The sequence below is a fragment of the Burkholderia reimsis genome, assembly GCF_003294055.1.
Lineage (GTDB): Bacteria > Pseudomonadota > Gammaproteobacteria > Burkholderiales > Burkholderiaceae > Burkholderia > Burkholderia cepacia.
Genome location: NZ_QMFZ01000023.1, coordinates 99975 through 112947 on the forward strand (window position 1 = coordinate 99975; position 12973 = coordinate 112947).

Genomic DNA, 12973 nt, shown 5'->3' on the forward strand with positions numbered 1-12973 from the left:
TGCTTCGCCGGGTTTTTTCATGGCGCGGCCGTCAGCGCGCGAACGCGTCCGGCGTATCGGTCAGGCGGCGGTGGGACAGTTGTGCCGTCCAGTCGAAACCGACGGCGGGCGTGCGCGTTGCGCGGGTGGGCTGGGTAGCGCGCAGCGCGCTTGCCATCGCGATCCGCGTGAGCGGATCGTCGAGCGTGTCGCGTGGTTCGGCGATTGCGGGCGACGCGGGGGCGAACTGATCATGTGCGCGTGAGGCAACCGTGCTGCTCCGGCCCGGTGGGCGCGCGGCCAGCCGCGACGGGGGCGCGGGCCGGGCCGGTGCCGCCGTCGTTGCGCCGCGTTTGTCGTTCGAACGGAGTGGCGATGCCGTGGGCGGCACGTTGGTCGTTGCGTCGGGACGAAGCGATGCCGGACGAAGCGTGACGGGGGGCATGACCTGCGGCGCTTCGGCCGTTGTCGGGACAGGTGCGGCCATCGTGCGCTGCGGTGGCGCGCTCGTCGACGTATCCGGCTGCACCGTCGCAACCCGCACGGTGCCGGACGACGACGTAGCGTGATCCGGCACGCTACCGGCCGCGTGAATCGCGTATGTGGGCCCGAATCCCGCAGGCGGTTCATATGCGGCGATCAACCAGCCGATGATGCCGAGCGCGCCGATGCTCCAGCAGATCGCGTACCTCGCACGCCGGTCGTGAGAGCGGCGGATGCGCGTGCCGGTAACAGCAGCCGGCACGACCGGGGCGCCAGCCGAAACCGGCGTCGGTATCGCCACGGGCCGTGGCTGCCAGCGGCACGCGCTGTGCGGCCGGTCGACGTCGATGCAGGATGTCGTCAGCGTGGCGAGACAGTGCCTGCCGGGCCGCGCACCGGGGGCGCCGCGAAAGGTCCATTCGCGGCCGAACGACGGAACGATATCGAGCGGCGTGACGCGAGGGCGGGCGAGTGCGCCTTCGACGGGGACGAGGGGCGATGGGGTCATGAGGGCAGTACGCCGTGCGACACGGGCAACCGTGCCGGCCGCGGCGCGGAAATGTCGTCGCTAATCGTGACATTGTGGTCAGGCGGCGAGAGCAGGTCGATCAGATCAATCCGATTTTTGCTTCCGATTCGGGACGATTCGTACGAGAAGCGTGCCGCGACGGCAATGGCGACGGTCGCGGCGGCACAAGGCAAATGTCGGGTTGGCGTGGCATGATGCGCGAACCATGCCGGTGCGCGCGTCGTCGCGCGGCGCGCCGCCGGCGGGCAGCGATGCCCGTGCGCGCCGGCCCGGCGCCGCGTGCGTCGTCGGATCCATGCGGCGCGGATTCGCGCCATCCGAGCTGAGCGAGAAAAACATGTCCACAGCGTCACACGCCATCACGCAGGAATCGAAATTCCGCACCGTGTTCCGGGTCGTCAGCGGCAACTTCCTGGAAATGTACGACTTCATGGTCTACGGCTATTACGCGTCGGCCATCGCGAAAACCTACTTCCCGAGCGGCAACGCATTCGCGTCGCTGATGCTGTCGCTGTCGGTGTTCGGCGCGGGCTTCCTGATGCGGCCGGTCGGCGCGATCGTGCTCGGTGCGTACATCGACCACCACGGCCGGCGCAAGGGGCTGATCCTGACACTCGGGCTGATGGCGCTCGGCACGCTCACGGTGGCCGCGATACCCGGCTACGCGACGATCGGCGTGCTCGCGCCGGTGCTCGTGCTGCTCGGCCGGCTGCTGCAGGGCTTTTCGGCGGGCGTCGAACTCGGCGGTGTGTCGGTCTATCTGTCGGAGATCGCGACGAAGGGCCACAAGGGGTTCTATACGTCGTGGCAGTCGGGCAGCCAGCAGGTGGCCGTGGTGTTCGCCGCGCTCGTCGGCGTGCTGCTCAACCGCGCGCTGCCGGCCGAGGAGATGACCGCGTGGGGTTGGCGCATTCCGTTCCTGATCGGCTGCCTGATCGTGCCGTTCCTGTTCCTGATCCGGCGTTCGCTGAAGGAGACCGACGAGTTCCTCGCGAAGCGTCATCGTCCGACGATGGGCGAGATCATGCGTTCGATGCTCGACAACTGGGGCGTCGTGGTGGCGGGCATGGGGATGGTGATCATGACGACGGTGTCGTTCTACATGATCACCGCCTATACGCCGACGTTCGGCAAGGAAGTGCTGCACCTGTCGTCGCTCGACGCGCTCGTCGTGACCGTCTGCGTGGGGATTTCCAATCTCGTGTGGCTGCCGCTGTCCGGTGCGTTGTCCGACCGTATCGGTCGCCGCCCGGTGCTGATTGCGTTCACCGTGCTGACGCTGCTGTCGGCTTACCCGGCCGTGCTGTGGCTCGTCGGCGATCCGTCGTTCCTGCGGCTGCTCGCGGTCGAGCTGTGGCTGTCATTCCTGTATGCGTCGTATAACGGCGCAATGGTCGTCGCGCTGACCGAAGTGATGCCGGCCGACGTGCGCACGGCCGGTTTCTCGCTGGCATACAGCCTGGCGACGACGATCGGCGGCTTCACGCCCGCGATCTCGACGCTGCTGATTCATCAGACCGGCAACAAGGCCGCACCGGGGCTGTGGCTGAGCGTTGCCGCGATTTGCGGGCTGATCGCGACACTCGTGCTGTATCGCACGCCCGAGGCTCGCAACCAGTACAAGGCGGCCTGACGGGCAAGCGCATGCCGCGCGGCGCCGGCCGCACGCGTCGCATGGAAAAAGGGAGCCCGGGTGAACGGCGCTCCCTTTTTTCGTTCGCGTTCAGGCTTCGCGCAGCATGCCGGCGACTGCTGCCGCCACGTCGAGCCATTGCCCCGGTGCGGGCTGGCGGGCGAGCCTGGCCTGCGGATACCACGGGCAGTCGTCGCCGGTGAACCAGCGCCAGTCGGGCGCGAACGGCAGCATGACCCACAGCGGCTTGCCGAGCGCGCCGGCGAGGTGCGCGACCGCGGTATCGATCGTGACGACGCCGTCGAGCCGCCCGATCAGCGCGGCCGTGTCGGCAAAGTCGTTCAACCGGCCGTCGAGCCGATGCACGCGCGGATGCGCGTCGACGCGCGCGCGTTCGTCCTCGTCGAGCGCGGGTTGCAGCACGATCCAGTCGATATCCGGCAGCGCGAGCAGCGGCGCGAGCGCGTCGAACGGCATCGAGCGGTTTTCCTGCGCCTGCCGGCGCCCCGACCATGCAAGGCCGAACTTGCGCTTCGACTGCCCGCCGAGCGAGCCGCGAAAGCGCCGGCCGGCGCCGTCGGGGGCGTCGAGGTAGCGCGAGCCCGCGACGATGTCCTCCGCCTGAAGCCCGAGCAGGAACGGCAAGCTCATCAGCGCACAGGCGACATCGGCGGCAGGCGGTTTCGCGGTGCCCTGTGCGACGAGGGTCACGCGCCAGCGCGCTGCCGCCGGCGCCAGCAGCGTAACGAGTTCCGGCTGGACTTCGAGCACGACGCGCGCGCAGCGCGCGCGAGCGAGCGGCACGAAGCGGACGAACTGCAGCGTGTCGCCGAAGCCCTGTTCCGCGCGGATCAGCAGCGTGCGCGACGCAATCGGTTCGCCTTGCCAGCGCGGCAGCGTGCCGAGCGGCGTTGCGCCCGGCGTGTCGTGGCGCGCTTCATAGGCGGGCAGGCCGCGCGTGAAGTCGCCGAGCGTCAGCAGCGTGACCGCGCGGTGCAGCTTTGCCAGCGTGAGATCGGGGGCGACGCGCAGCGCCTGGTCGAACGCGCGCAGCGCCATCTCGTGCGCACCGAGCGCGTGATGCGCGTTGCCGAGGTTCAGCCAGGCCAGGCTGAACGACGGATCGAGACCGACCGCTCGCTCGTAGAAGGGCAGTGCGTCGCGGTGGCGCGCCTGCGCGCTGAGTGCGTTCGCGAGCCCGAACAGCGCGAGCGGAAACGGCGGATGCAGCGCGAGCGCGGCTTCGAACGCGGCGGCGGCCTCGGCATGCCGGCCGACCGCGTCGAACGTGTTGCCGAGATTGAAGTGCGCGGCGACGAAGCGCGGCTGCGCGGCGATCGCGGCCTGGAAGTGCGCGATCGCGTCGTCGGCGCGGCCCATCGCGTTCAGCGCCATCGCGAGGTTGTTGTGCGCTCCCGCATGCCCCGGCCGCAACTCGAGCGCGCGATGGAACGCGGCGAGCGCGTCGTCGTGGCGGCCCAGAGCGTTCAGCGCGTTGCCGAGATTGTTGTGGATCGATGCATCGTCGGGCGTGAGCCGCAGCGCGCGGCCGAATGCATCGATCGCATCGTCGTGGCGCTGCAGCGCCGCATACGCGTTGCCGAGGTTGTAGTGCGCGAGCGGAAATTCGGGCGCGAGCGTCAGCGCGTTGCGAAAGCGGTCGACCGCTTCGTCGAGCCGGCCGAGCGCCTTCAGCGCGTTGCCGAGATTGAGCTGCAGCGCGGCATCGTCCGGACGCAGCGCGACGGCGCGGCCGACGAGGTCGGCTGCCTCGGCGTGCTGGCCCTGCTGGTGCCGCAGCACGCCGAACAGATGCAGCGCGTCGGCGTTGGCGGGGTTGGAGGCGAGCGCGTTGCGATAGCCGTGCTCGGCCTCGGCGAGGCGGCCCGCGCGGTGTGCGGCATACGCCCGGTCGAATGCGGTATCCATGACGCGAAAACTGACGGAAAGGGCGTATTTTCCCACACCGCGCGGCGGTGCCGCGCGTCGGCCGATCGGCATATGGCCCCGTCACGTGGAGCGGCGTAGACTTGCAGGATCCGCGTGTCATCGAGGTTCTCATGGCTGACACACTGCCCGATATCCGGCCCGTGCTGATCGTCGGCGCGGGGCCGACCGGCCTTGCCGCGGCGATGAGCCTCGCGCGGGCCCGCGTGCCGGTGCGCATCATCGATCGGCTAACCGCGCCCGCGCCGCATTCGCGCGCGATCGGCATCCAGGCGCGCACGCTCGAACTGCTGGAGCAGCATCGCGCGGTCGAACCGTTTCTCGCGCTCGGCCATCGTGCGCATGCGGCCGCGCTCCATGCCGACGGCCGCGTGATCGCGCGGCTCGATTTCGATCCGCTGCACACGCGCTATCCGTACCTGCTGTTTCTCGACCAGACGGTCACCGAGCGCCTGCTCGCCGAGCATCTGGCCCGGCTCGGCGTGACGGTCGAGCGCGGCGCGACGCTGACCGCATGCGATGCGGGCGGCGCGTCGCTCGACGTGTCGATCCGTCGCGCCGACGGTCGCGACGAATCGTTCGCGCCGTCGTACCTGATCGCCGCCGACGGCGCGCACAGCACGGTCAGGCATCTGCTCGGCCTGGGCTTCACCGGGCAGGCGTTCGAGCAGACGTTCCTGCTCGCCGATTTTGCGGCGATTCCCGACTGGCCGGACGAAGAGATCCACCTGTTCGCGACGCCCGAGGGCATGGCCGGCCTGTTTCCGATGGGCGGCGGCCGTTACCGGCTCGTGGCCGACCGGCCGCCCGGCAGCGACGCGTCGTCCGATGCGCCGGTCCCGTCGCTCGCGGAATGCGACGCGATCGTGCGTGCCCGTGCCGGTGTGTCGATATCGCCGAGCGATCTCGTGTGGTCGTCCTATTTTCATCTGCACAGCCGGATGGTCGACCGGCTGCGTCACGGCCGCGTGTTCTTCGCGGGCGACGCCGCGCACGTCCACAGTCCGGCCGGCGCGCAGGGCATGAACACCGGCATCCAGGAAGCGTTCAATCTTGGCTGGAAGCTCGCGCGCGTGCTCGGCGCGGGCACACCCGAGCGGCTTCTCGACACGTATCACGCGGAACGTCATCCGATCGAGCGCGACGTGTTGCGACAGACCGGTTTCGTCACGCAGGTCGTCGAAGCCGAGCGCGGCGCGATGAAGCTGCTGCGCGATCATGTCGTGCCGCTGCTGGCGTCGTTCGGGCCGATGCGCGACGCCGTGCGGCGTACGGTCAGCGAGCTCGGCGTGCAGTACCGGAAGAGCCCGCTCACGCTGGAGCGCGTGCTAGACGGCGGGCCGCGCGCAGGTGAGCGGGCACCCGATGCGTTCGTGCGCGTGGTCGACGGGCCGCTCGGTCAGGCGCCCGGCACGGCGCGGCTATACGACCTGCACGATCCCGCGAGTTTCACGTTGCTGCTGCTGGAAGAGCCGCCGGATGCCGACGCCGGCGCGTTGCCTCCGATACAGGCCGATGCGCAGGTGCTCGCGCAGGGGCTCGAACGGATCATGCCGGACGCGGTGCGCGTCTGGCGCGTCACCGATGCCGAAGGCGGGGATGCCGGGCTTGCGCAGGAATACGGCCGCTCGCGGCCGTCGTTTTACCTGCTCCGGCCCGACGGTTACGTGGCCGCGCGCGGGCGCACGGCGACCGACGCGAATGCGTTGCTGCGCCACTGCGAAAGCTGGTTCGCGGGCATGTCGCGGCCCGCGTAGCGGGGCGGTCAGGCCTTTGCCGCGGCAGGCACGAGGGACGCGCGGTGTACGGCGATCGCGTCGCGCACGATCGGCGCCGCGCGTTGCGCGGCCTCGCTTGACGGATCGTCGAGCGCCGCGAGCAGCGCGCGGCGCATCCGCGGCTCCCAGAAGCGCCGGATATGGTCGGCGATGCCGGCCAGCGCTTCGTCGCGATCCGGCATCGATTCGAAGAATGCGCCGATCTGGTTGGCCATGTCGATCAGGTGTCCGTTGTCCATCGCTTCCTCACTTGCCCGTGGTCACGCCGGCGGTCGCGGCCGCACGGCGCTCGAGCAGATCGAGCTGCTCCGCGTTGAAGCGCGCGTAGGCCTGCTGCCAGTCGGACGGCTGCGCGACGGGCAGCACCTGGACGGCCGTCACCTTGTACTCGGGGCAGTTCGTCGCCCAGTCCGAGCTGTCCGTCGTGATCACGTTCGCACCCGATTCGGGGAAGTGGAACGTCGTATAGACGACACCCGGCTGCATGCGTTCGGTCACGAGCGCGCGCAGCACCGTCTGCCCCGCACGCGACTCGATGCCGACCCAGTCGCCGCTGCGGATCCCGCGATCCTGCGCGTCGTGCGGATGGATCTCGAGGCGATCCTCCTCGTGCCAGCGGACGTTCTCGGTGCGGCGCGTCTGCGCGCCGACGTTGTATTGCGACAGGATGCGACCCGTCGTCAGGATCAGCGGATAACGCTGCGTGACCTTCTCCGGCGACGCGATGAACTGCGTGATCACGAACTTGCCCTTGCCGCGCACGAATGCGTCGATGTGCATCGTCGGCGTGCCTTCCGGTGCGTGCTCGTTGCACGGCCACTGGATGCTGCCGAGCGCGTCGAGCTTCGCGTACGACACGCCCGAGAACGTCGGCGTGAGTCGCGCGATCTCGTCCATGATTTCCGACGGATGCGCATAGTCCATCTCGTAGCCGAGCGCGCGCGACAGCATCAGGGTGACTTCCCAGTCCGCGTAGCCCGCGAGCGGCGGCATTACCTTGCGCACGCGCGAGATGCGGCGTTCCGCGTTTGTGAACGTGCCGTCCTTCTCGAGGAACGACGAGCCGGGCAGCAGCACGTGTGCGTACTTCGCGGTCTCGTTCAGGAAGATGTCCTGCACGACGATGCATTCCATGGCCGACAGTGCGGCCGCGACGTGCTGCGTATTCGGGTCCGACTGGACGATGTCCTCGCCCTGGCAGTAGAGCCCCTTGAAGCTGCCGTCGAGCGCCGCGTCGAACATGTTCGGGATGCGCAGCCCCGGTTCGGGTTGCAGCGTGGCCGACCACGCCTGTTCGAACTGCGTGCGCACGATCGTGTCGCTGATATGCCGGTAGCCGGGCAGCTCGTGCGGGAACGAACCCATGTCGCACGAGCCTTGCACGTTGTTCTGGCCGCGCAGCGGATTGACGCCGACGCCTTCGCGGCCGACGTTGCCGGTCGCCATCGCGAGGTTCGCGATGCCCATCACCGTCGTCGAGCCCTGCGCGTGCTCGGTCACGCCCAGCCCGTAGTAGATCGCGGCATTGCCGCCCGTCGCATAGAGGCGCGCGGCTTCACGGACCTGTTCCGCCGGCACGCCCGTCACGTCGGCGGTCGCCTCGGGCGAATTGTCGGCACGCGATACGAATTCGCGCCACTGCTCGAATGCGCGTGTCTCGCAGCGCTCGGCGACGAACGCGTCGGCGACGAGCCCCTCGGTGACGATCACGTGCGCGAGTGCGTTGACGATCGCGACGTTGGTGCCGGGGCGCAGCTGCAGGTGGTGGGTGGCCTTCACGTGCGGGCCGTCGACGACGTCGATGCGGCGCGGGTCGATCACGATCAGCTTCGCACCCTCGCGCACGCGCCGCTTCAGCCGCGAGCCGAACACCGGGTGCCCGTCGGTCGGGTTCGCGCCCATCACGACGATCACGTCGGCCTGGCCGACCGACGCGAACGTCTGCGTGCCGGCCGATTCGCCGAGCGTCGTCTTGAGGCCGTAGCCCGTCGGCGAGTGGCACACGCGTGCGCAGGTGTCGACGTTATTGTTGCCGAATGCGGCGCGCACCAGTTTCTGCACGAGGTAGGTTTCCTCGTTCGTGCAGCGCGACGACGTGATGCCGCCGATCGAGTCGCGGCCGTACTTCTGCTGCAGCTTGCGGAATTGCGTTGCCGCGTAGGTGAGCGCTTCGTCCCAGCTGACTTCGCGCCACGGGTCGGTGATCTTCTCGCGGATCATCGGCTTCGTGATGCGGTCCTTGTGCGTCGCGTAGCCCCACGCGAAGCGTCCCTTCACGCACGCATGGCCTTCGTTCGCGAGGCCGTTCTTGTACGGCGTCATGCGCACGACCTGCGTGCCCTTCATTTCGGCCTTGAACGAGCAGCCGACGCCGCAGTACGCGCAGGTCGTGACGACGGAGTGTTCCGCCTGCCCGAGTTGCACGACCGATTTTTCCTGCAGCGTGGCGGTCGGGCAGGCGGCGACGCATGCGCCGCACGATACGCATTCCGACGCCATGAACGATTCGCTTTCGCCCGCGGCGACGCGCGATTCGAAGCCGCGTGCGGCGATCGTCAGCGCGAACGTGCCTTGCGTTTCCTCGCAGGCGCGCACGCAGCGGTTGCAGACGATGCACTTCGACGGGTCGTACGTGAAGTACGGGTTCGACTCGTCCTTGCGGTCTTTCAGGTGATTCGCGCCGTCGAAGCCGTAGCGCACCTCGCGCAGCCCGACGACGCCCGCCATGTCCTGCAACTCGCAGTCGCCGTTGGCGGGGCAGGTGAGGCAGTCGAGCGGATGGTCGGAGATGTACAGCTCCATCACGTTGCGACGCAGCGACTGCAGGCGGTCCGACTGCGTGCGCACCTTCATGCCCGCTTCGGCAGGCGTCGTGCACGAGGCGGGATAACCGCGCCGGCCTTCGATCTCGACGAGGCACAGCCGGCACGAGCCGAACGGTTCGAGCGAATCGGTTGCGCAGAGCTTCGGGACGTTGACGCCGGCTTCGATCGCCGCGCGCATCACCGACGTGCCGGCCGGCACGGTGACCGGCTGGCCGTCGATTTCGAGCGTGACGTCGGTATCGGCATGCCGTTGCGGCGTGCCGTAGTCGGTATCGTCGAACGGGTCGCGGGCACGCGCTTGCGCGGCGCTCTTGCACGCGCATTGGCCCGAGCCGCAGCCGCCTTGGCGGACGTTGTTCGTGTCGAGGGACATGCAGGGCTCCTTCTGGGTCAGGCCGCAGCCTTGACCGGACCCGACGCGGCATCCTTGCCGGCGGCGAGCCCGAAATCTTCGGGGAAATGGTCGAGCGCGGACAGCACCGGATAGGGTGTCATGCCGCCCATTGCGCACAGCGAACCGGCCAGCATCGTGTCGCACAGGTCGCGCAGCAGCGTGACCTGCCGCTCCGACGTGTCGCCGTGGCGGATGCGCGCGATCGTCTCGACGCCACGTGTCGAACCGATCCGGCACGGCGTGCACTTGCCGCACGACTCGATCGCGCAGAACTTCATCGCGTATTCGGCCAGCTCGGCGAGGTTCGACGTATCGTCGTGGAGCACGATGCCGCCGTGCCCGACGACCGCGCCGATCGCCGTGTACGCTTCGTAGTCGAGCGGCACGTCCCACTGATGGTCGGGCAGGTAGGTGCCGAGCGGGCCGCCGACCTGGGCGGCGCGCGCGGGCCGGCCGCTTGCCGTGCCGCCGCCGAAGTCGAACAGCAGCTCGCGCAGCGTGACGCCGAACGCGAGCTCGACGAGGCCGCCGTGGCGGATGTTGCCCGCGAGCTGGAACGGCAGCGTGCCGCGTGAGCGGCCCATCCCGAAGTCGCGATAGAACGCGGCGCCGCGCGCGAAGATCACGGGCGCCGTCGCGAGCGTGATCACGTTGTTGATGACGGTCGGCTGGCCGTACAGGCCCGCGAGCGCGGGCAGCGGCGGTTTCGCCCGCACGACGCCGCGCTTGCCTTCGAGCGATTCGAGCAGCGCCGTTTCCTCGCCGCACACGTACGAGCCCGCGCCTTTGGCGACGTGCAGCTCGAACGCATGCGCGGAGCCGAGCACGTGCTCGCCGAGCCAGCCGGCTTTGCGTGCACGGACGATCGCGGCTTCGAGCGTGGCGATTGCATGCGGGTATTCGCTGCGCACGTAGATGTAACCGACCGTCGCGCCGGTTGCGACGCCCGCGATGATCATCCCCTCGATCAGGCAGTACGGGTCGCACTCCATGATCAGGCGGTCGGAGAAGGTGCCCGAATCCCCTTCGTCTGCATTGCAGACGATGTATTTCTGCGTGGCGCTGGCTTGCCGGACCGTGCGCCATTTGATGCCGGCCGGGAACGCGGCACCGCCGCGGCCGCGCAGCCCCGATTCGATCAGCGTTTCGCACGCGGCGTCGCCGTCGAGCGCGAGCGCGTTCTTCAGGCCGGCGAGGCCCTCGTATTGCAGGTAGTCGTCGATCGACAGCGGATCGGTCAGGCCGATGCGTGCGAACGTGAGGCGTTGCTGGCGCGCGAGATAGGGCAATGCGTCGACGAGGCCGACACCGCTCGGATGCGTGCCGCCGTCGAGCCAGTTTGCGTCGAACAGGGCCGGCACGTCGGCGGCCGACAGGTTTGCATACCCGACGCGGCCGGCGGCCGTGCCGACCTCGACGAGCGGCTCGAGCCACAGCAGCCCGCGCGAACCGTTGCGGACCAGCTCGACGGCGACGCCGCGCCGTTGTGCTTCCGCCGTGATGGTGGCAGCGAGCGCGTCGGCGCCGAGTGCCAGTGCGGACGAGTCGCGCGGAACGTAGATGCGGGTCGTCATGCGGCCTCCGGGGTATGGGCGACCGCCTCGGCAAGCAGCGCGTCGAATTTCTCCGGCGTGACCTTTGCGTGCAGCACGCCGTTGACCGTCAGCGACGGCGATTGCGCACACAGTCCGAGGCAGTACACCGATTCGAGCGCGACGTCACCGGTCGCATGCGCGTTCACGACATCGCCGTGCGCCGTGTCGAACCGGCAACCCGTGCGGGCTTCCGCATGCGCGGCCAGCGCTTCGCAGCCCATGCTGCGGCACGCTTCGGCACGGCACATCTGGATCGTCACGCGGGCGGGCGGTGTGGTGCGGAAGTGGTGGTAGTAAGTCAGTACGCCGTGCACTTCCGCGCGCGACAGGTTGAGCGCCCTGGCGAGCGGCGCGACGCAGCCCGGCGGCACGTAGCCTGCGTCGTCCTGGATCGCGTGCAGGATCGCCACGAGCGACCGGCCGGCGCGTGCATGGCGCTCGACGAGCGCGTCGGGCGCGTGGGAATTCGGGGACATCGGTTGTGCTCCTCCAAAGTCTCATATGCGCTCGGGATTCATATAGTGCGCACCGCGACTTCGTTCTGATTGATTTTGACCAACGATAAGCGGAAGATTTGGCGGTCGCAATAGGAAATCGGAGTGCATAATTGATTCGGATCGAATGCGACGCGTATCTGACCGTACGCGACACGGAAGGCCGTGCGGCCAGCCTGTCGGATGTCGCGCCGTTGCTGGAACTCGTGGCCGACACGGGCAGCATCGCGCAGGCCGCGCACGCGAAAGGGCTGTCCTACCGGCACGCGTGGGGCATGCTGCGCGCGCTGGAGGCGTGCATCGGCGGGGAACTGATCGAAACCGCGCGCGGCAAGGGCTCGACGCTGTCGGCACTCGGGCAGGCGGTCGTCGATGCGCAGCGCCTCGCGCGCAGCCGGCTCGACGGTAACCTGCGGACGCTGGCGGCCGAAGTGGCGAGCGACCTGAACCGGCGGCTCGCGCAGCGCGACGGCGCCGTGCGCATTCACGCGTCGCATGGCTACGCGGTCGCGACGCTCGTATCCGCGCTCGTCGACGCGCAGGCGGCTGTCGACATCAAGTATCGCGAGAGCGTCGAGGCCGTGCAGGCGCTTGCCCGCGGCGAGTGCGACCTGGCGGGCTTCCATCTGCCGCGCGGTGCGTTTCGTGCGCAGTGCGCGCAAATCTACCGACCGTGGCTCGACGATACGCGTCATGTGCTGATCCACCTGACTCGGCGCCAGCAGGGGCTGTTCGTCCCGCGCGGCAACCCGAAGCAGGTTCGCGGTCTCGCGGATCTCGCGCGCAATGACATCCGCTTCGTCAACCGCCAGCCGGGGTCGGGCACGCGCATGCTGCTGGACCTCGCGCTGCGCTCGATCGGCATTGATCCGGAGCGCATCGACGGCTACGCATCGGCCGAGCTCACACATTCGGCGATCGCGGCGTTCGTCGCGAGCGGGATGGCCGATCTCGGCTTCGGCGTCGAGCCTGCGGCCCATCATTTCGGGCTCGATTTCATCCCGGTCGTCGACGAAGACTATTATTTCGCGTGCGAACGCGCGCGGCTCGACGCGCGGCCGCTTGCCGGCGTACTGGCGCTGCTGCGCGACGCGCGCTTCGTCGAGCGCGTCGCGCATCTCGACGGCTACGACCCGGCTGCGTGCGGAACGTTGACGAGCATCGCGACGGGGCTGGCCGGCGGCGACGGCGCGAGTGTGCCGGGCGGCAATTCGCGGTAACGCGCGCGCGATCGAACCGCGCTGCAGCAGCGGGGGATTTGCGCTACGCTTGCCGCTTGACCAACGTTCCAACAAGCACGCCGTTCAAGCGTCATC

9 protein-coding genes are annotated in these 12973 nt (G+C 69.0%); 3 read left to right on the forward strand and 6 right to left on the reverse strand.

Going from position 1 to position 12973, the window contains the following annotated elements; all coding sequences use genetic code 11:
* Positions 1–31 precede the first annotated feature (31 nt).
* Entirely contained in the window at positions 32–970 is a 939-nt protein-coding gene (locus DPV79_RS24915) for a hypothetical protein (protein ID WP_113046717.1), read from the reverse strand.
* A gap of 358 nt (positions 971–1328) precedes the next feature.
* Between DPV79_RS24915 and tcuC the strand changes: the two genes are divergently transcribed.
* Entirely contained in the window at positions 1329–2624 is a 1296-nt protein-coding gene (tcuC, locus tag DPV79_RS24925; RefSeq protein WP_042973445.1) for an MFS transporter, read from the forward strand.
* A gap of 90 nt (positions 2625–2714) precedes the next feature.
* On the opposite strand, the gene DPV79_RS24930 is transcribed toward tcuC, so the two are convergent.
* Positions 2715–4553, reverse strand: a complete 1839-nt coding sequence (locus tag DPV79_RS24930) for a tetratricopeptide repeat protein (RefSeq protein WP_425267363.1) — start codon at positions 4551–4553, stop codon at positions 2715–2717.
* A gap of 131 nt (positions 4554–4684) precedes the next feature.
* On the opposite strand from DPV79_RS24930, the gene DPV79_RS24935 reads away from it, so the two are divergent.
* Complete coding sequence (locus tag DPV79_RS24935) at positions 4685–6328, forward strand: FAD-dependent monooxygenase (RefSeq protein WP_113046719.1); 1644 nt, start codon at positions 4685–4687, stop codon at positions 6326–6328.
* Positions 6329–6336: 8 nt separating this feature from the next.
* Here the strand turns inward: DPV79_RS24935 and DPV79_RS24940 are convergent, their stop codons facing one another.
* The 4 genes from DPV79_RS24940 to DPV79_RS24955 are packed head-to-tail and all read right to left on the reverse strand — an operon-like array spanning position 6337 to position 11639.
* Positions 6337–6588 carry a formate dehydrogenase subunit delta gene (locus DPV79_RS24940; RefSeq protein WP_021157475.1) on the reverse strand — a complete coding sequence of 84 codons (252 nt, stop codon included), beginning with the start codon at positions 6586–6588 and terminating at the stop codon, positions 6337–6339.
* Positions 6589–6595: 7 nt separating this feature from the next.
* Positions 6596–9547 (reverse strand): formate dehydrogenase subunit alpha, encoded by a 2952-nt coding sequence (gene fdhF / locus DPV79_RS24945; RefSeq protein ID WP_113046720.1) that lies wholly within the window; start codon positions 9545–9547, stop codon positions 6596–6598.
* Between the two features lie 17 nt (positions 9548–9564).
* Positions 9565–11142, reverse strand: a complete 1578-nt coding sequence (locus tag DPV79_RS24950) for a formate dehydrogenase beta subunit (protein WP_113046721.1) — start codon at positions 11140–11142, stop codon at positions 9565–9567.
* Positions 11139–11639, reverse strand: coding sequence for an NAD(P)H-dependent oxidoreductase subunit E (locus DPV79_RS24955; protein WP_059707002.1), 501 nt, complete (start codon positions 11637–11639; stop codon positions 11139–11141). The genes DPV79_RS24950 and DPV79_RS24955 overlap by 4 nt, the downstream gene beginning before the upstream one ends.
* A 131-nt stretch (positions 11640–11770) precedes the next feature.
* On the opposite strand from DPV79_RS24955, the gene DPV79_RS24960 reads away from it, so the two are divergent.
* Entirely contained in the window at positions 11771–12877 is a 1107-nt protein-coding gene (locus DPV79_RS24960; protein WP_113046722.1) for a substrate-binding domain-containing protein, read from the forward strand.
* Positions 12878–12973 lie beyond the last annotated feature (96 nt).

Bases quoted from the DNA above. Each gene is read 5' to 3' on its own strand.
- DPV79_RS24955 (WP_059707002.1), bottom strand. From the start codon at position 11,639: ATGTCCCCGAATTCCCACGCGCCCGACGCGCTCGTCGAGCGCCATGCA.
- DPV79_RS24915 (WP_113046717.1), bottom strand. From the start codon at position 970: ATGACCCCATCGCCCCTCGTCCCCGTCGAAGGCGCACTCGCCCGCCCT.
- tcuC (WP_042973445.1), top strand. From the start codon at position 1,329: ATGTCCACAGCGTCACACGCCATCACGCAGGAATCGAAATTCCGCACC.
- DPV79_RS24940 (WP_021157475.1), bottom strand. From the start codon at position 6,588: ATGGACAACGGACACCTGATCGACATGGCCAACCAGATCGGCGCATTC.
- DPV79_RS24950 (WP_113046721.1), bottom strand. From the start codon at position 11,142: ATGACGACCCGCATCTACGTTCCGCGCGACTCGTCCGCACTGGCACTC.
- DPV79_RS24930 (WP_425267363.1), bottom strand. From the start codon at position 4,553: ATGGATACCGCATTCGACCGGGCGTATGCCGCACACCGCGCGGGCCGC.
- DPV79_RS24935 (WP_113046719.1), top strand. From the start codon at position 4,685: ATGGCTGACACACTGCCCGATATCCGGCCCGTGCTGATCGTCGGCGCG.
- fdhF (WP_113046720.1), bottom strand. From the start codon at position 9,547: ATGTCCCTCGACACGAACAACGTCCGCCAAGGCGGCTGCGGCTCGGGC.